Source organism: Bdellovibrio sp. (genome assembly GCF_047637665.1).
Taxonomy (GTDB): domain Bacteria; phylum Bdellovibrionota; class Bdellovibrionia; order Bdellovibrionales; family Bdellovibrionaceae; genus Bdellovibrio.
Window position 1 is genome coordinate 23,210 of the sequence record NZ_JBLJBT010000036.1, and the last position, 17,825, is coordinate 41,034.

The 17,825-nt window shown below is 46.6% G+C and carries 20 protein-coding genes and 3 tRNA genes; 9 read left to right on the forward strand and 14 right to left on the reverse strand.

Translation table 11 applies throughout. The features are described 5' to 3' along the window. Positions 1-79: 79 nt before the first annotated feature. Positions 80-170: transfer RNA gene (locus ACM64D_RS12250), tRNA-Ser, on the reverse strand. Between the two features lie 142 nt (positions 171-312). On the opposite strand from ACM64D_RS12250, the gene ACM64D_RS12255 reads away from it, so the two are divergent. The 6 genes from ACM64D_RS12255 to groL all read left to right on the forward strand — a co-directional run bounded on the left by ACM64D_RS12255 (position 313) and on the right by groL (position 3,876). Then, positions 313-389, forward strand: a tRNA-Arg gene (locus tag ACM64D_RS12255). 59 nt (positions 390-448) lie between these two features. Beyond that, positions 449-901 (forward strand): hypothetical protein, encoded by a 453-nt coding sequence (locus ACM64D_RS12260; RefSeq protein WP_415063509.1) that lies wholly within the window; start codon positions 449-451, stop codon positions 899-901. A gap of 55 nt (positions 902-956) precedes the next feature. Continuing rightward, positions 957-1,032: transfer RNA gene (locus ACM64D_RS12265), tRNA-Asn, on the forward strand. A gap of 246 nt (positions 1,033-1,278) precedes the next feature. Continuing rightward, a complete protein-coding gene (locus tag ACM64D_RS12270; protein WP_415063510.1) occupies positions 1,279-1,785 on the forward strand; it encodes a hypothetical protein in 507 nt (168 codons plus the stop codon). 114 nt (positions 1,786-1,899) lie between these two features. Then, a complete protein-coding gene (groES, locus tag ACM64D_RS12275) occupies positions 1,900-2,202 on the forward strand; it encodes a co-chaperone GroES (RefSeq protein ID WP_088616100.1) in 303 nt (100 codons plus the stop codon). A 33-nt stretch (positions 2,203-2,235) separates the two neighbouring features. Further along, positions 2,236-3,876, forward strand: coding sequence for a chaperonin GroEL (gene groL, locus ACM64D_RS12280; RefSeq protein ID WP_415063511.1), 1,641 nt, complete (start codon positions 2,236-2,238; stop codon positions 3,874-3,876). A gap of 113 nt (positions 3,877-3,989) precedes the next feature. On the opposite strand, the gene ACM64D_RS12285 is transcribed toward groL, so the two are convergent. Then, positions 3,990-5,588, reverse strand: coding sequence for a hypothetical protein (locus ACM64D_RS12285; RefSeq protein ID WP_415063512.1), 1,599 nt, complete (start codon positions 5,586-5,588; stop codon positions 3,990-3,992). A gap of 77 nt (positions 5,589-5,665) precedes the next feature. On the opposite strand from ACM64D_RS12285, the gene ACM64D_RS12290 reads away from it, so the two are divergent. Genes ACM64D_RS12290 through ACM64D_RS12300 form a run of 3 tightly spaced genes read left to right on the forward strand, consistent with a single transcriptional unit; the run spans position 5,666 to position 7,500 of the window. Next, positions 5,666-6,817 carry a hypothetical protein gene (locus ACM64D_RS12290; protein ID WP_415063513.1) on the forward strand — a complete coding sequence of 384 codons (1,152 nt, stop codon included), beginning with the start codon at positions 5,666-5,668 and terminating at the stop codon, positions 6,815-6,817. Positions 6,818-6,860: 43 nt separating this feature from the next. After that, positions 6,861-7,253 (forward strand): response regulator, encoded by a 393-nt coding sequence (locus ACM64D_RS12295; protein ID WP_415063514.1) that lies wholly within the window; start codon positions 6,861-6,863, stop codon positions 7,251-7,253. Then, complete coding sequence (locus tag ACM64D_RS12300; protein WP_415063515.1) at positions 7,240-7,500, forward strand: hypothetical protein; 261 nt, start codon at positions 7,240-7,242, stop codon at positions 7,498-7,500. Before ACM64D_RS12295 ends, ACM64D_RS12300 begins: the two co-directional genes overlap by 14 nt. Before the next feature lie 81 nt (positions 7,501-7,581). Here the strand turns inward: ACM64D_RS12300 and ACM64D_RS12305 are convergent, their stop codons facing one another. From ACM64D_RS12305 to ACM64D_RS12360, 12 genes are all read right to left on the reverse strand, one after another. Beyond that, entirely contained in the window at positions 7,582-7,779 is a 198-nt protein-coding gene (locus ACM64D_RS12305) for a hypothetical protein (RefSeq protein WP_415063516.1), read from the reverse strand. A gap of 190 nt (positions 7,780-7,969) precedes the next feature. After that, a complete protein-coding gene (locus ACM64D_RS12310) occupies positions 7,970-8,263 on the reverse strand; it encodes a hit locus (RefSeq protein WP_415063517.1) in 294 nt (97 codons plus the stop codon). A gap of 16 nt (positions 8,264-8,279) precedes the next feature. After that, positions 8,280-9,932, reverse strand: coding sequence for a DUF6531 domain-containing protein (locus tag ACM64D_RS12315; RefSeq protein WP_415063518.1), 1,653 nt, complete (start codon positions 9,930-9,932; stop codon positions 8,280-8,282). Between the two features lie 30 nt (positions 9,933-9,962). Beyond that, positions 9,963-10,838: a type II secretion system F family protein gene (locus tag ACM64D_RS12320; protein ID WP_415063519.1), complete on the reverse strand. Its 876-nt coding sequence runs from the start codon at positions 10,836-10,838 to the stop codon at positions 9,963-9,965. A gap of 3 nt (positions 10,839-10,841) precedes the next feature. Next, entirely contained in the window at positions 10,842-13,061 is a 2,220-nt protein-coding gene (locus ACM64D_RS12325; RefSeq protein ID WP_415063520.1) for an ATPase, T2SS/T4P/T4SS family, read from the reverse strand. A gap of 53 nt (positions 13,062-13,114) precedes the next feature. Then, the gene (locus ACM64D_RS12330) at positions 13,115-14,644 is read right to left on the reverse strand and encodes a BON domain-containing protein (protein WP_415063521.1); all 1,530 of its coding nucleotides are present in this window, start codon (positions 14,642-14,644) and stop codon (positions 13,115-13,117) included. Positions 14,645-14,668: 24 nt separating this feature from the next. Further along, the gene (cpaB, locus tag ACM64D_RS12335) at positions 14,669-15,598 is read right to left on the reverse strand and encodes a Flp pilus assembly protein CpaB (RefSeq protein WP_415063522.1); all 930 of its coding nucleotides are present in this window, start codon (positions 15,596-15,598) and stop codon (positions 14,669-14,671) included. 16 nt (positions 15,599-15,614) lie between these two features. After that, a complete protein-coding gene (locus ACM64D_RS12340) occupies positions 15,615-16,118 on the reverse strand; it encodes a hypothetical protein (RefSeq protein WP_415063523.1) in 504 nt (167 codons plus the stop codon). Further along, positions 16,112-16,762, reverse strand: a complete 651-nt coding sequence (locus tag ACM64D_RS12345; protein ID WP_415063524.1) for a hypothetical protein — start codon at positions 16,760-16,762, stop codon at positions 16,112-16,114. Before ACM64D_RS12345 ends, ACM64D_RS12340 begins: the two co-directional genes overlap by 7 nt. 12 nt (positions 16,763-16,774) lie before the next feature. After that, positions 16,775-17,029 carry a hypothetical protein gene (locus tag ACM64D_RS12350; protein WP_415063525.1) on the reverse strand — a complete coding sequence of 85 codons (255 nt, stop codon included), beginning with the start codon at positions 17,027-17,029 and terminating at the stop codon, positions 16,775-16,777. Next, positions 17,026-17,217, reverse strand: a complete 192-nt coding sequence (locus tag ACM64D_RS12355) for a hypothetical protein (RefSeq protein WP_415063526.1) — start codon at positions 17,215-17,217, stop codon at positions 17,026-17,028. The genes ACM64D_RS12350 and ACM64D_RS12355 overlap by 4 nt, the downstream gene beginning before the upstream one ends. 27 nt (positions 17,218-17,244) lie before the next feature. Next, a complete protein-coding gene (locus ACM64D_RS12360) occupies positions 17,245-17,430 on the reverse strand; it encodes a Flp1 family type IVb pilin (protein ID WP_415063527.1) in 186 nt (61 codons plus the stop codon). Positions 17,431-17,825 lie beyond the last annotated feature (395 nt).

Here is a 17,825-nt window from a genome sequence, read left to right on the forward strand (position 1 = left end):
TGAGTCTTTCAGGGTGACAACTTGATCCGGGGCCGGTCAAACAAAAAACTGAATACTTGTGCAGATATTGGGAGTTAAATGGCGGAGAGGGAGGGATTCGAACCCTCGGTACACTTTTGGTGTACGAGCATTTAGCAAACGCTTGGTTTCAGCCACTCACCCACCTCTCCGCGGTCGGTTTTCTCGACTGAGGATCCAAATTGCCATAGCCAGGCCCTTTAATCAAGGTATTGCCCTGCCTCTTTTTGTAATTTTATCAAGAATGCTTGATTTTTCCCTGGCCGCAGTCTATCAATACGTCTCTTTCACAGTGCACTCGTAGCTCAGCTGGATAGAGTACATGACTACGAATCATGTGGTCAGAGGTTCGAATCCTCTCGAGTGCACCATTTTTTCCTCCTCATTTTATCGCTAGACCTAGTTCAACTCGCCGAGTTACAACTAAAGCATGAAAATTTCGTTTTATCTCAAAATTGGCGTGATGTTGATTTCGTTCGGGGCCGTTTTATATGCGATCCAGGCTCTGCGTTCACGGGATGTAGCCAATAAAATTTCAGACCCTCAAAGTGCTTTGGGGATTTTAATTGGCAGTGACTATCGACCCTTGAATTGGTGCCCTGCGGACACCGTCAAAGTCGAAGTCTATTCTTTTCAGGGAACTCTTCTTAAAACTTTAAACTCCCCCGAGGATCTCAGTGCTGTCTGTGAAATTATGATGGGCACCTTTTCCAGCGAAGGAATTGAGGAAAAGGCCTATCGTCAGCGCCTGGTCGCCATCGACGCGAAGGGTGAAAACAAGATTTTGCAGCAACACGAGGGGCGCCCCATCTTTCGCGTCCAGGGAATGCCATTTAGCTCCCCCATGTTAGAAAAGGCTCTGGTCAGGATTGAGGCTCCTTAGGAGAAATCTGTTTGACAAGAAAAGCACAAGGCCCTAATTTAGCCTCTCACCGAGTTCAGAAGTAGCTCAGTCGGTAGAGCAAGCGGCTGTTAACCGCTGGGTCGGGGGTTCGAGTCCCTCCTTCTGAGCCAATCTTTTAGATTGTGATTAAGAAAACCAAGTCCCAAAGGGCTTGGTTTTTTTATTTTTAAAGCTCGAAAACTTTAGATTTTTGACCCTCTTACTGTCTCAAAGTGATCAACTAATTACGGCTCAAACTGACACAAATGGTCCCCCCGATACCCTCAAACTCAATATATTGCAGATAATCCATCTTTTGAGGGGCACGGGACTTGTAAAAAGAGTCCTTGGAAATTCGGACGTTTGTTGGAGGAGCCATGCGCTTTCTTAAATTTTTACCCCTTATCGCCTTCTGGTCGATGACGGCCTTCACTCTCAAAGCGGGAGCCGAGGTGAAGAGCTATCGCGAATGGAAGACGGAGAAGGTTCAGGTCGCTCAGAATAAAATCTCTTCGATCAAGGCTCAAATCGACGTGAAAAGATCCCTTCGCCTTATGGCTCAAGGAATGGACCCCAATCTTGCGCAGAGGAATTCATTAGAGGCGGTGTCCTCTGGTGATATGTCTGTGGAAAAACTGGAGCGGCAGCTTCGCCAGGATACCTATGAACTTGAAGTTGCGAAGGACCTCTCTGTGACTGACTATTTTGTGGGTTATTTGACCAAAGTACAGGATAAGAAATCGGCCTTTAACGAAGTTGCAGGTAAATTGTCCCCCGAAGAGGTGGCCGAGCTTATGACCGCCTATGCGAATTCGGTATTTGGAGCCCACGCTTCGGATTTGCCCGTTAGCGCCACAAATGTAGGAAAAGACTCTGTAAAGTAGTTCCTGAAGATTCTGAAATTATTCGGCGTGTCTAATGAAATTTAGGGCGCCCGACCTTGACTCCTTCCCGATCCAATTCATATTACCTTCGTTGAATTAAAAACGGAGGAAAAAATGGCTAAGAACGAAATTGGCGTTCGTCCACTTCATGATAGAATTTTGGTTCGCAGAATGGCGGAAGAAGAAAAAACCGCGGGCGGACTTTTCATCCCTGATACGGCAAAAGAAAAACCACAAAAAGGTGAAATCATCGCGACTGGAAAAGGTCGTGTGACTGAAGACGGAAAGATCCTTCCGTTGGAAGTGAAAGTGGGCGACAAAGTGCTTTTCAGCAAATACGCAGGCACAGAGTTGAAGCTAGAGGGCGCTGAGTACCTAATGATGCGCGAAGAAGACATCTTGGGTGTCTTTAACTAAATCTTTTTTAAGTAATAAATAACGGAGATAAAAATGAGCAAGGTAATTACATTCTCAGAAGACGCTCGCGCTCACATCCTTAAAGGTGTGAACACTTTGGCGAATGCAGTAAAAGTAACTTTGGGACCTAAAGGTCGTAACGTTGTTATCGATAAATCTTTCGGTTCGCCTTTGATCACTAAAGACGGCGTAACTGTGGCAAAAGAAATCGAATTGGAAAATAAATTCGAAAACATGGGCGCTCAGATGGTTAAAGAAGTTGCTTCTAAGACCAACGACGAAGCCGGTGACGGAACGACGACGGCAACAGTTTTGGCTCAAGCGATCTATCGCGAAGGTGCGAAACTTGTTTCTGCGGGTCACAACCCAATGTCTATTAAGCGTGGTATCGATAAGGCCGTGGCCATCGTTATCGACGAATTGAAATCTATGTCTAAGCCAGTAAAAGGCTCTAACGAAGTCGCTCAAGTTGGATCGATCTCTGCAAACAACGACAAAGAAATCGGTCAAATGTTGGCAGACGCGATGGATAAAGTCGGCCGTGAAGGCGTGATCACTATCGAGGAATCTAAAACAGCTAAAACAGAAGTGACAGTTGTTGAGGGTATGCAATTCGACCGTGGTTACCTTTCTCCGTACTTCGTTACGAACGCGGAAAGAATGGAAGCTGTTCTTGAGAACGCTTATGTTCTTGTTTACGACAAAAAAATCTCTTCAATGAAAGACATGATCGGAATTCTTGAAGGCGTTGCAAAGCAAGGTCGTCAATTGTTGATCATCGCTGAAGATGTTGAAGGCGAAGCATTGGCAACTTTGGTTGTGAATAAGCTTCGTGGCACTTTGCACATCTGTGCAGTAAAAGCTCCTGGTTTCGGTGATCGTCGTAAGGCGATGCTTGAAGACATCGCGATCTTGACTGGCGCGAAGGTGATCTCTGAAGACATCGGTCGTAAGCTTGAACAAGCGACCGTGGCAGATCTTGGTATTGCAAAACGTATCGTTGTCGACAAAGACAACACAACTGTGATCGATGGCGCTGGTAAAAAAGCCGACATCACAGCTCGTGTTTCTGCTATCAAAGCTCAAATCGAGGAAACTTCTTCTGACTATGATAAAGAAAAATTGAAAGAGCGTTTGGCGAAATTGGCTGGCGGCGTAGCTGTTATCCACGTAGGTGCTCCTTCTGAAGTTGAAATGAAAGAGAAAAAACACCGCGTAGAAGATGCGTTGAACGCAACTCGCGCTGCGGTTGAAGAAGGTATCGTTGCGGGTGGTGGTACTGCTTTGCTTCGCGCTTCAACAAAAGTTGATAAGTCTAAATTCTCTGAAGAAGAGCAATTTGGTGCTGTGATCATTAAGCGCGCTTGTGAAGAGCCGATCCGTCAAATCTCTGCTAACGCAGGTCTTGATGGCGCGATCGTTTTGGATCGTATCCTTCAAAACAAGTCTGTGACTTGGGGATTCAACGCTTACTCTGACGAATACACTGATCTTATTAAAGATGGTGTTATCGATCCAGTGAAAGTGGTTCGTTGTGCATTGACGAACGCAGCGTCTGTGGCGTCTTTGATGCTGACGACTGAAACAATGATCGCAGAAGCTCCTAAGAAAGAGACTGCGGCTCCGGCAATGCCTGACCATGGTGGTATGGGCGGCATGGGCGGTATGATGTAATAAAGCCTGCGACCCATTCAGGTCGCGGCAACATCCATCGCGGAATCTTTAAAAAGATTTCCTAAAAAGCCTGGGATTTAAATCCCGGGCTTTTTTATTTGTCTCATTGAGTATTAGAACAAGTACTGAACTCCACCCATGAGGGTTGTGAGCTTGTGACTGGCGCTGGTGGCGGATTCCGTACGTTGACCCGTTCCACTAAAATCAGAGTTGTAGTTCTCTAAAAGAATTTCGCCGCGAATTTTAAAGCGGGTTTTCATTTTATAATCCACAAAGAAGCTAAACGCATTGATCTTGTTGTCTGAAGAGGCGCCGCTGCTTTTGCTTTCGCTTAAAGCGCTATTGAGGAAGAAATCAAGTTTTCCTCCGATGTCCACCGGAACTTCTTCTGAAACGGGAAACTGACCCGCAAGACTGATCATGAATCCACCGTACTTCATCGTGGTGAAGGCTGTGGGCGTGCTGTCATCCACGGTAAAGTTGGTATTCAGGTACCCGGCGGCAATTTGGAGTTTGGGTCCAAAAAAATCGTTGGTAAGAAGAAAATTGTATCCCAGGTTCACACCATACTGACCTAGGGCCATGTTGAGTTTGCTGGGTGAAGAGCCCGCCAAGTTGTTATCAATTGAGAAAACGGACTGTCGCAGCTGAAGGCCCACATACCATTCAGGGTTGAGCCACAGTTCTCCGCGCGCCATGATGTTGGGGGCTAGATTATTGCTCCCACTGATAGACCCTGAAGTCACTAACGTCGCGTTTTGAGTATAGTTAGACAGACCCGCCATCAGTTCAATTTTTCCAAACTGCGGAGGCATTGTGGGGAGCCACTCTTGAGGCTCTTCGCCGAACGCAACGTCTTTGTCCGGGCGTGTGGTGATATCTTGAAGAACTTTTCCCGAAGGGGTCGTCACGGGCACAGAGTATTTCACAAACTCATCAGGCATCACTTTAGAACCGACACTGATCACGCCAGGTTCTTTTTCCATTTCAACATAACCAAAGCTGAGATAGGGCTCGACCTTAAAAAGTTTCACGCGACCCAAAACTTCTTTCTCAGTACTGATCATAAATTTCAATTTGGGGTGACGATTGATTTTAATAATCTGTACAACAGAAACACGGCTGTCTGGCTTTAGGCCATAAGCGCTACCCAGGTTCAAGGTCACTTGCTGACCTCGACGACTGAGAATTGTTGAACGAAAGGGCATGCGGTATTTGAGATTCTCAAAGAGTTTTTTTACTTCCGCACGGATTTCGGCAGTTTCAAAACCCTTGTAGTCCGTGAGGGACTCTTGGAGAAGAGGCAGGCCTTCTCGCCCCACAAACAATGTCAAAGTGATCGAGATGCCGCGAGGGCCGCGAATAATTTTTGAGGTGAGAGCAGCTTCGCTTTGGGCTGCTTGCAGAATGTTTTGAACATCCTGGGGACGTTCATCCAAAATCTCGGATTTAATTTTTAAATCAGGGGGGAAATTGGCAAGAGACCACTGTTTGTCGTCGTTCAGAAGTTGTCGAAGTTCATCTTCAACAGGTTTCGCGTAGATGCCTCCAACATTGTCTGTGGTTGGCACCAGAACAATGGACTTGATGGCTAGATCTTGATCCACAGCGCTGATGTATGCATTCTGGGCGTTGGTCTGGGCCCACGCGGCGAGGGATATTGAAATGAAACAAGACGCGACGAGGAAAAATCTAAGAAGAAATGATTTCATAAAATAATTCTGCCCTGCCTCGGAAAACTCGTCAATTTGACGTCAAGTAATTCGGACCGAGAGCCGAAAGAATTCTTATGACGTCGTCTCTTTCTTTTTTGATTATTGCAGCTTTAATGACTTTGAGTCTTCCGACCTTTGCGCAGACAGGTCTTGAGGGATTTTCCTCGGGCCGCTACGAGGTTCGCAAGTCTAAAGTTCCTACGAAGGGACGTCACCCTGCTTCTGAGGGCGAGGCCGGCGCTGTTGTGACGGATTCAGATGGTCTTAAGGTCCGAACCTTGAAGGCCAGCGAACTTGCCGCCGAGGAAAAAGTTCGTAAAGAGGAAGAACAAAAAAAGTTGGAAGAAGAGAAAAAGCAAGAGGCTGAAAAGGCTGCCGCAGTGTCGGCTCCTAAAGAGGTCGAGGTTGTTGAGGTCCAGGAACCCACGATCAGCGAGCAAGCAGAAAGTCTTTTTTCAAGTAAGGCTGAAAAGATCTACGACTTCTATCGCGAACAGATACATCCTGATGATATCAGAAACAACCGAGTTGAAATTGATCTGACACCCGTTGTGTCTTATACGGATTCGCAGTCCAACTACTCCTTTAGAGACTATCAAAGCTTTTTTAATGCCTTAAAGATCAAATCGAATGTTTGGTTCACGCCGCTGATCGGTGTGAGCGGACAGATTATGTTTTCTCTGGCTGCGGATGTGGACTCTTTGGCTGCCGACAAATCACGAATCCCTGCAAAGTATGAATTCGTAGACTTGGGAGTGAACTTTAGAAAGTTCTTTGGGGTTTCGCGAAAATCGAGCTCTGTGGAATTTTCGGTGCTTTATAGCGACAACAAGATGACTGTTCCTAGTGATAACACCTCACGGGCGCGTTTGAAGTCTCAAGGGTTTGGAATGGGTCTCAAAGCACGTATTCCGACGTCGGCAAACTATTCTTGGGTGGTGGGTGGAACCTTCTTCCCCCGCTTGCAGCATACGGAATCAGCGACGGGCGCAGCAATCAGTTCTGGGTCCCCTGAGGAAAGCATCCGTATTGGCCTTGATCTGGGGGGCGAGTGGAAGTTTACTCGCGAAGGTCAGATGATTTGGAATCTAGGTCTCAGTGCTGAACGCAATGTCTTTGATGGCGCTGCCGGCCTTCCAGACCCAAGTACAGGATCAACGCCGTCGAACGTGAGTGTCACAAATTCGTTGTACATGTTCTCCCTAGGCTATCGTTGGGGCCACTAAAATCCGCTAATCAAAAGTTTCTATAAATCCTATACTAAAGCGTATGAACATACGTTTTGCCGTCATTGACGATGCTGCATTTTTGCGTGAACTGGTGAAGAACATTGTGACTTCTGCGGGTGGCACATGTGTGGGCGAAGCGGCCAATGGGGACGAGGGTATTTCTCTTATTCAGTCTACACTGCCCGAGCTTGTATTTTTAGATATGGTGATGCCTCTTCGTAATGGGATTGAAACTGCCAAAATTCTTAAGGAGCTTCACCCTGAAATTAAAATCATCGGGTGTTCGACAATAGATCAAGAGGTTCTGGTGCAGAAAGCTCTGGAGTCCGGATTTGATGACTACGTCACGAAGCCATTTAGCAAAGAACAAATTATCAACGCCATCTTTAAAGTATTACCGCATCTAGGAGAATCCACTCATGGAAGAACTTAAATTTGTACTAAAGTGCTTTTGTTTCACAGCGCTTGTGATTGTGCTTATGCAAGTGAAGGTCGGTGGAGCTTCCATTGAAGCGCATTCGTTTCGATGGCTGCAAAGCTCAACGGTCTCTCAATATATTCAAAGTGCTGCGGCCGGCGGGGCTATGGCGATTCGCAATCTGGGGCAAACCTTGAAGGATGGCGTAGCCAGCACTGTGGATGGTTTCCAAGAAGGCGCTCACGAAAAGGCGATCCGCTAAAGGTTGTTTTTCAAAAGGAAATGGGAGAGCAACTGGGGGATGTCGCTCTCCCTTTTGGGGGCTTGTGTTTTCGGGCTCGATCTAGCGAACGCCGGATTTAATTTTTGACTGACCAGTTTGCGTCGTATCTTTAGCAACCTGTACTTTTACGGGGTTGGTGTTTTTAAAGAGATCATTTGTAGAAGAAACAACTCGATGAGAGCACTTCGGGTTTGCCATTGCGAAAGATGTAAATGTAATAACCGACAATGTGGCAGCCGCTTTCAATATTTTAGTCATGTAAAACTCCTTTAAAGAGAGTAATAAAAATATAAATACTCATAGGAGATCTATTGCATCGCTCATGCCAGGGGAATGTTTCATTTTGATACATTAAGAGGGAACTTAGGGAGACTTCAGGGGAAACTAAAAGGGCTTTGGATGTCCAAAGCCCCTTTTAGGTTATCGTGTGACAAATCTTTAGACAGGTTTAACGAGTACCCTCTTTAGCCGTCTCTTTGGCGCCGCCCACGTCAGCTCCAGAACCTTTGGGTCTGAAAGTAGTATCATCTCCCAAGCGAGTGTGCTTCATCCGCGCTAAACATTCTGGACAAATTCCAGGTGCCGCAACGTCAGCCTCATAGGGTTTTGTAGAGTGGGCTTCATTAGGGTCTTCGCCCGGATTTGCTGTTCTTTTGGAGTCTCCGTCCTGAGCCCAGGAGGAGGTGCCTACTGCGGAAAAACCGAGAGCCATCAAAATGGAAAGAGCTAAAAGTCTTTTCATAAATTCACCTTCTCCTTTATAGATACAATTCCGCAGTTGCGGGGGCAATGATATCTAGCAGGTTGTTGAATGTACTTGCAACTTGCATTGCGACGGAAGGACCTTCTTTGCTGTCCACTTTGTTGATTTCTCCGTTTGGCTTATAGCTAACAACGATGGTTCCCAATCCTGGGCGGGTGACAACAGAAGGCTTGCCATAGCGTTCTTCATATTCAATTTTCACGACCTTTTTGGCTTGATCGGTGATTGTGGCAATACGTCCTCGATTGTCGTAGGTCATATTAATCTTTTGGCCGTCACTGTTTTGTGCGAAAGCAAGATTTCCTTTTCCGTCGTACTTAAACTGAGTTGTCTTAACTGAGACTTTCTGTCCTTTTTCGTTGAAGAAAGTACTGCTGACGGCGCTGACCTTTTTGACTTTAGAATCATACTCAAACGCCATTCTTAAGTTCGGAGCGGCTTTGACCTTCACAAGTCCATCGGGATAGTACTCGTAAGACACGCGATCGGCGTTACGACGAATAGAGACAGGCTTTCCAAACACCTCATGGTAGGTGATGTCGGTGACGTTGCCACCCTCCGTGGTCATCACTCTTTGCAGATAGTACTGACCATCGGCACGTTGTTGATGCCAGAATTCGTATTTATTTTCAGCCATCACCTCTTTGCCACAAGTCTTCTTCACAGATGACCAGTAGTGGTTCTTAGGATCATTGGGAGAGAATTCATATTTGTACGACTCAAGGCACTTTTCGCGGTTTGCAAAGGCCACGACCCAGTCATTCTTTTTATCGTACTTGATGGCAATAAAAGTTTTATCTGGCCAGTTGGCTTTAGTCAGGTTGTGAAGCTCATCGTATTCATAGGTATAGGTTTTCAACCAAGCATTTTTAACCAAAGAAAGATCATCCAGATTTGCGAACTTATATTCAGCCATCAAACCGTTGGGCCCGACGATGGATTTCACTTTTTTATTTTGATAGTATTTGAAACTCAAACGACGGCCGTTATTGTCTTGAATGGAGGCAATCACGTCTTTGTCATACTCAAACTTTAAGAAGTTCCCGTTCTTGTCGTAAATATGAGTCATCTTGCCCTGAGGGCTAAAGCGCTGAGCACTGCCATCGGGAAGATTGCGAGTGTAGTAAGTTTTGTTGAAGATAAAATGTTCAACCTCGCGACCATTGGCATAGAACTTTGTGCCCTCGCGAACAGGCACAGAAATGCCGTATTGCGAAGCATATTCAGAGCGAAGGCTGTCATCCTCAAGAAGTTGAGTTTTAAGATTGTTCAGATAAGTCTCTGTCAATCCCACTTTCTTTTCGGCCTTCATCTTGTTAATGATTTGAGCGATTGTTCCTTCCACCTCTTTGCGAGTCACCTCACGAGGAGAGAACGTCACTTCCAGACCACCGCCGCACTCTTTTACTTTGATGTTCCCTTCGGCGTTGACCTCCATGGAGGTTTCGAAATCAGAACACCATCCGAATCCGAACATTCCATTGAAAAGAGAACGGCTGTTATAAGTGCGCACGATCTTCAGATCGTAACCACTTCCAGGAACATCCATGTCAATCCATGTATTTGAGTAGTTGGCATTTTTCATATCCACAAGAGCAAACGCTTGTGCTGAAAAAAGAAAAGCGAACGCCAAAATTGCTTTCTTCATTATCAATACCTCTTCCTTGAAACTGACAAACTACACTTTAATGGTAACAATCTTTTTAATTATTACGCCACCGATTATTTGAAGGCCAAGCATCACGAACAACAACACTAGACCTAAGGTTGTGTTAAACATGGGCTTGATGAAAGCGGGATCCACCATAAAGAAAACGCCCATAAGGATGAACGGAATCATCGTGACGATAATTCCCTGCATAAGTCCCTGAGCGGTGAGAGCCTGAATTTTTTTCTCTACCTTTTGTCTTTCGCGAATCGTTATGACGATGGTCTGGAAAGTTTCGGCCAAGTTACCGCCGGTTTCTTTCAAGATGTTGATAGAGGTTACGAACATTTGTACGTCAGGACGTGGAATGCGATTACCTAAGTCGTTGAGCGCGCTTTCAAAACTATCACCAACTTGCATTTGATAAAGGACTTGTGAGAACTCTTGGCTGATGGGGTTTCCCATGATCTCAACCACACGTTTCATGGACTCTTGGGGATTTGAACCAGCCTTGATTCCGTTCGCCATGATAGTGAGACCATCCACCATTTGATCGACAAACTTGGTGCAGCGTTGTTCATAAGTCATTCGAACCAATAGGAGCGGAAGCTGCCATCCCGCCACCGTGATGGAGGCACCAAAAAAGAACCCCAAAAGAACATTGGGCCAAAACGCCAAAAAGGCGAGGGCACCGACACCGAAACTCATTAACAAGATCAGGATTGTGATCTTCTTTTCGTTGATGTCCATTCCCATCAAACGAAGGATTTTGATGACTTCATCTCTTTGCCCCAGGCTGCGCTTGTGAAGCCAAGCAATCGCCTTATCGGCCCAAAGGATGACAAGGACAAAAACGCAGATACCAAAAAGAGGAATCATGACCCATTCGTTAAAGAGAAAGCTCATATGTTACCCCGACTTCTTCACCGGACCAACACCAGGCATTTTAGGCATGGCGGCTGCAATCGGGGGTTTGGCTCCCGCTGCAGGTGTTCCGGGTGAGTTGGTGTTTGGATCATTGGCAAAGATTTCACGAGGAATAACGACGCCTTTGTCACTGAGCTTTTGAATGAAGCTAGGAATTGTTCCCGTTGCCTGGAAGATTCCTTGAATCTTTCTATTTTTGTCATAGCCGGTTTCTTTAAAGCGGAAGATTTCCGCCAAAGTCACAACGTCCCCTTGCATGCCCGCGACTTCGGTGATGCTAAGGATTTTACGGCTCCCATCAGAAAGACGAGAAATCTGAACAATCAAATTCACCGCTCCTGAAATCTGTTCGCGAATGGCGCGCACGGGAAGTTCCATTCCTGACATCATACAAAGTGTTTCCAAACGAGCAATACACTCGCGAGGACTGTTGGCGTGAGTCGTCGTCATCGAACCATCGTGACCTGTGTTCATCGCCTGCAACATATCCAAGGCGGCGCCGTCACGGCACTCACCCACGATGATACGGTCAGGACGCATACGCAGGGCGTTCTTAATAAGGTCACGGATGCTCACGGCATTATTTCCCTCCATGGAAGGAGGGCGTGTTTCAAGGCGCACGACGTGCTCTTGTTGCAATTGCAACTCGGCCGCATCCTCGACAGTAATGACCCGTTCGTTGGAGGGAATAAAGGTAGAAAGCATGTTCAGCAAAGAGGTTTTACCGGAACCGGTACCGCCGGAGATCACAACGTTAAGTCCGTTTTCAACGCAAATGCGCAGAAAGTCGATCATGCTTTTGGTGACGCTTCCGTAGTTGATATACTTCTCGGGTGTGATACCGCCCTTTTTAAACTTACGAATTGTCAAAGCGGGTCCGTCAATGGCTAAGGGCTCAATCACTGCGTTCACACGTGAGCCGTCTTTTAAACGAGCATCCACATATGGAGTCGAGTCATTAATCTGACGTCCCAAGGGTGTTACGATCCGCTCGATGATACGACGAAGGTGATCGTTAGACGTAAATGTCACGGGGCTCAGTTGTACCTTACCACTTTTTTCGATAAAGATTTTCTTAAAGCCATTGACCATGATCTCTGAAACATCTGAATCTGCAAGCAGATCTTCGAGGGGACCTAAGCCCAAGGCCTCTTCCAGTACTTCCTTGATAATCTTGGAGCGCTCTTCGCGAGCAGTGTCTGGAGCTTCGCGATCTACGATCAAGGTGATTTCTCTTTTGGTTTTTTCGCGAACTTCTTTTTCTTTGTTTTCATCTTGTTTGGTGTCGACCAAAAGCTTCTTCAGATCCACGGTGCGAATCAATTCGTTATGCACGCGAATTTTGAGAAGAGTACGCGCATCCATTCCGGCCACAGGTAAAGCGGCGTTGCCACCCGCCGCAGGGTCTGCAGCAGGAGCCGCAGGCTTGGGGCGCGAAAGGGTTTTAAGCCGTTGCAGGACTCCACCGGTCAATTTTCGAGCGACGTCATAATAAGCCGCCGTGACGGGTGCTTTCGGTGCGGCAAGAACAAAAGGAGTGTACTTCTGCAAAGCCATCATAGACGTGGCTTCGTCTTGCGGGATAATTCCTAAAAAGGGAAGTTGCAGTTGGTTTGAAATCGTTTGAGGTGATAAACCCGTAGGAGAAGCCTTATTGATGACCAACTGAAACATGTCTTTGGGAAAGGTCGCCGAAAGAAGTTCGTTGATCAAACGTTGAGTTTGAGTCACTACCAGAACTTCAGGGCTGGTGACGATCATGATGGCCGTGGCTTCCTGAAGAACAGCCATCTGAGCAGGACCCAAATCAGTTCCCACATCGACAACGATAAACTTGAAAGCGCGACTGAAAAATTCTAAAAGTTTTCCCAAAAGATCCGGAGAAATATTCAAAGATTCTTCGGGGCCTCGGACCGCACCAAGATAAGCAAGGCCTGACTGGTGCATGGTGACCAGTGAGTTCATAGGTTGAGAGTTTAAAGAGCCTTGGAAGTTGGCGAGTTCTTTGAGGGTTTTTTGAGGTTTGATCCCCATAATGACGTTTTGATCGCCGACACTTTTTCCGTCAGCATCAATGAGGAGCACTTGTGCACGCAGTTCTGTCATGAGGGTACAAGCAAAGTTCGCCGCAAAGACGCTCTTACCAACGCCGCCCTTACCGCCAACCACCGCGATGAGATTACAATTCGGATTAATAGCCAATGCAGACCTCCATTTCCTTTATCGGCTGGAAGGGGAGGTCCGTTTACGAGATTTTAGTCGCGTAAACGGAACTTCTTCTTAATTTGCTCGGCTCCAGAGCTCGCAGAAGTTTTCACGATGGGAGTCACAAAGACCACAAACTGGCTTTGTTGTTTGATGAAGTCTTTTGATGCATACAAGCTGATAATGGGGTTCTTTTGTCCGGCAGGACGATTGTACCCTGTTGAAGTCGAGTTACGAATCAATCCCCCGACCGCCGCACTTTGACGATCGCGAATGGTCACGGAACTGGACATCTGGTTTTTACTCACAATCGGAGCCCCGAGGGGTGTGTTTCCAAGCAAGCTGGAGACCTCAAAGTTCATATCCATTTGAACACTTCCAGATTTTTCACCTAAGAGCGTAGGAGTGATGGCGGTAACGATACCCACGGACGCAAAGGCGGTCCCTTGAGTGCCATCCTTCCCGATCACGGGATAAGGTTGGTCCGTCACTTGTTTGATTTCACCCTTTTTTCCATCTTCGACAATCAAACTAGTACTTTCTAGAACGCGTGCATGGCCATGTTGTTTTGCCCAATTCAATTTAGGCAAAAGATTGGAAACGGTTCCAGTGATCGTACTCACCACGCCTCCAGGGCTGTCGCCGCCGGTTTGGAAAGTGAGTTGCGAGTTGTCACCCAATTCCGGAGTGAATTGGAACTTAAAGGCCTTTGAATAGTCCTTGGCAAGTTCCACATAGTGAACCACCAATTGAATCATTTTTGCTGGCGGCTTCGGAGCGGCCTCTTTAATTTGAATGAGGTTAATAACCCCGTCATTCAGAGGTCTTCTTTTTTTAATAGGTCCGCCGTCTTCTGCCGCATCAATAACGATGTCAGGAAGATAGGTCTTCGCAATGATCTCAGCGCGTTTGGATTCTTCTTCGCTGTTAGCCCAGCCTTGCAAAATGATTTTATCATTCACGGCGCGGACTTCGATTTCCGGATTATTGATATCGCGAGCGATAAACTCCGCAATCTTCTTTTGCGCCAGAGGGCTTAATGTCACAAGGGAAGAAGCCTGATCTCCAAACTGCTTTACCACATTGAAGATTCGAGCCAGATCCTTGGGTAAAAGAATCTGACCATCGACGACGACTTTATTGTTCACGATTTTGATGTTGATACCTTCGATGTCACCTAGAAGGGCGCGCATCTCGCGGACTACTTTGTCCAGTTTACTTTTCTTTACGTCAATACGGAACTCGGCCACGACTTTGCCGTTGCGTTTGTCATGAATAGTCAGTGTGGCAAAACCCTCTGCGCGAGGCGTGAAGCGCATGATATTCAAATCTTTTGCGTAAGCGGCGGTGACAATGCGTCGGAAGTCGCCTTTAAATTCAATGCTATCAGGAAGAGGTGGCAATTTTTCGTCTTGTTCGATCCCCAAGGTCAGATTGATGAACTTGCGAGAACGATAGACGCCGGTGCCTTCATCTGGCGTTACAGAGGAGGGTTCAGCCACAAGCTCTTCCTGGGCACTGGCCATGTGTCCACACGAAAGGCTGAGGAGTAGTCCTGCTAAAATAAAATGTTGTTTCATACCCGTTCCCCCTGAGTGACCCATTTACAAAGTTTGAAATCCGTTGCCACGAGGTTGTTGTGCTGGCGGCGCCGGAGCTCTTTGCTGTGCTGGTGGCGCATATCCGGGTCTGCCTGGCGGCATCGCAATCGGCGCGGCAGCGGCCGGCGCTGCGGGAGGCCCATCCAAAGAGACCATAGGTTTTCCTAAAACAGAATCTGATGTCGAACTTGGCAAACGAGGCGGAACAGTTCTGTCGCTGGGATTTCTCAGTGCGAAGAATAGATTTCCCGGAGCTGTTGAAAGTATATAGAAAAGATCTTGCGCCTCTTTGGGAGTCGCTTCAACCGTGATTGTGGTGTACTTCGTGTCCCCGGTCAGGGCAATTTGCGTTAGATTTTTTCCCGTGGAATCGAGCTCAAACATACGGGGAATGTTATTCACAACACTGACTCCCGTAGCCAACACGACAACATCTGAAAGCATTGTGAAAACTTCACGACGTTGATTGACGCCTTTTCCGGTGTCAACGGCAGCGAAAATATCCACGCGGTCTCCGGGGCGAATAAGTTTTGCAACCCCGCGCACTTCATCGACGGGGATGGTCACAGCGCGTTTGCTGGGCGCCACTTGCAAAGCAATCCCCGTATCAGGACCCGGAGTCAGTAGATTATTTTTTACGATCATCTGGCCCTTACGAATAGGTACGGCGGCCACGTTCCCGATGATTTCATCGGGGATCGTGATGGAGTCGGGTTGAATAAAGTCCGCGGGCAACTCTTTCGTTTCAACCATGGTGTCGTAGATCGTTTGCATCTCGGCGATGTCTTCTTTGGCGACGACGACTCGCTTTGTGGAACCAAAACGCTTGTCATATTCGGCCTTCTTTTCCTGGGAATAGCTGTACAGCAAGAAAGTCGCAAAGACCCCTGCTGCAATCGAAAGCCATAGATTTCTTGTCTCGTTAGATCCCATAAAGTCCTACTTCTTTCTAAGTTCCACACTTCGCGTTGAGGCAAATACCATAAGCTGTCTTAATCCAGATGGGATTCACACCCACAGTGGTGTTTCTTCCGTCTGGAACTTCCCGCACTTTTTGGTGGGTCCCCTTATCGGTACCTATCTGGTCTGCGGCTCTCTTTTCAAAACTCATAAAATCAATCAAACGGGAGGTGGCGGTCCACGGAGGATTTCCACTTTTCCCCACGCTCTTTTCGGAGTTGGTTCCGTGGACACGCATTCCAATGGTTGCGTATTGATAGCTTAAGTCCACTTGGCCCTTGTTGCGGAAATAGTTAAGATTGGATCTGTTATTAAAAGTTTCAAAGGCATAGTTGCGGGATGCAATGGAATTCAAGATGCCGGTATGGATGGCACCAAAAAATCCCAGCGAAAAGTTCACGAATAAAACAATAACGACCAGAATGGGGATCATTTCAAAGACCGCCATCCCTTTTTCGTTATTTAAAGTAGAGGACTTCTGTTTTTTTAACATCCGTTGTCCTCCATAGGAACGTACTTATTTTCGCCACTAGAGCCGAGCAGCTTAAAGCGTCCGGACTCAAGATTGAGAATATTTGTGTAGCGAGGTTTTACCTGCAATTCCCAGCATTCTTTCTGAGTGGGTTCACGAATGAGGAATCCAGTGATTTTGGCTGAAAATCCTTGGCCGTCTTCACTGGTAGAGCCTAAAAAGGCAATTTTCAAATTTAGAATTTTAGGTTGAAAGTCGAAACGAACACCGACTTGAGGGGCACGATCTGCCGTTGCCGGATAGTCTTCATCAAAGTTACGACCATTCGGACCGCCTCCGCGCACGTCGATATCGTCAGAGAGTTTGAACCAACCACCACCTGCGGAACTATTAAAAAGAGGTTTTAAGATGGGGTTATTCACCAGTTCTTTGTATTTGTCTTTAGCAAGCTGTTCTTGCTTATCTTGATCGACGTGGCCAGCGGCATGGGCACGTGCCGAAGAAAAGGCGATATACTGCGCCACCTCAGCCATGGTGAGCGTGAAATTCAGAGAGAACAGGATAATACATAAGCCTGCGCACAAGACGAGCGCAAAAATAAACTCTGTGGAAATCATTCCACGAGAATTTTTTAACGGCTTAAAGGGTCCTCTCAAAGTTTTCATATCTCCCCAAAATTAATGATTGGGATCCACTGTCACGGATCGTTCGATTTGGTTAGGATGAAGCTTGCGAGCCTTGTCGGGAGTTTCCCAAACGCCCGCCTCGATCATGCCAGCCACTTTCTGCCAGGGGCCGCCGATCATCTTCGCCAAGAATTTTCCTTCACGAAGCTGATTTGTGCCCCACAGAAAAAATCCAATGGTTACAACCATCATCAGGACGGTTTCGATGACAAACTGACCCTTGTTATTAGAAATAACGGGTTTCATTTGTCCTCCTCCCAACCAATGTGATTGCCCCCAATAGGTTTGAAACCATCGCCTGTCGCTAATTGTTGCTCAATCCGCGCCCCCAATCTGGGGCCAGACTCTTTAAATGCCTTTGCCGGAGCTGACATAAATGCTTTCAGTCCGAAAAAGAACACTGCAAAAAGCAACAGGACGTATTCTATGGTCATCGAACCTCCAAATCGGAGAAGCCGATACTATTGGCTTACGGAACCAATCATTCCCTGTAGCTCTTGAATTTTAGAGCTGACAGTGCTTTGAATTTGGCTCTTAAACATGATTACCAACGCAACCACGACAACCAATAACAAGATGTACTCGGTAGCACCTTGACCTGATTGATTTTTCAATAGTTTCTTAGAAAAGTTACTGAACTTCTTCATAGATGTTCCCCCTTAAACACGATATCGGCTAATTTTGGGATTCTCTTTAGAGGACGGGCTAGAAAATGACGGGAGAAAAAGCCGTCTCATTATGAGACTTGCGAGGAGAAAACTCGTTCCTCACCCTCAACGCTGTCGAAATTCTTGTCGCCAGGACCTTTAGACAGGTTTCATTCGAGTTTTAAGGGAAATTGTTAATTAAATAGTCGGTTTTAAAATTTGAACCTGAGTCAGAAATTGAAAAGGATATTTATGGACCTTCGTTGGGCCCAGCTATTGACGAAGGTCCTAAGACTGCTTAGATTGGGCTTTAGGAGACCCTCAGCATGCCAAAACAACTTGTGTTCCTTTATGCCTTTTGTGTCGTCATTCTTTTTCTAGTGAACGTCGCAGTA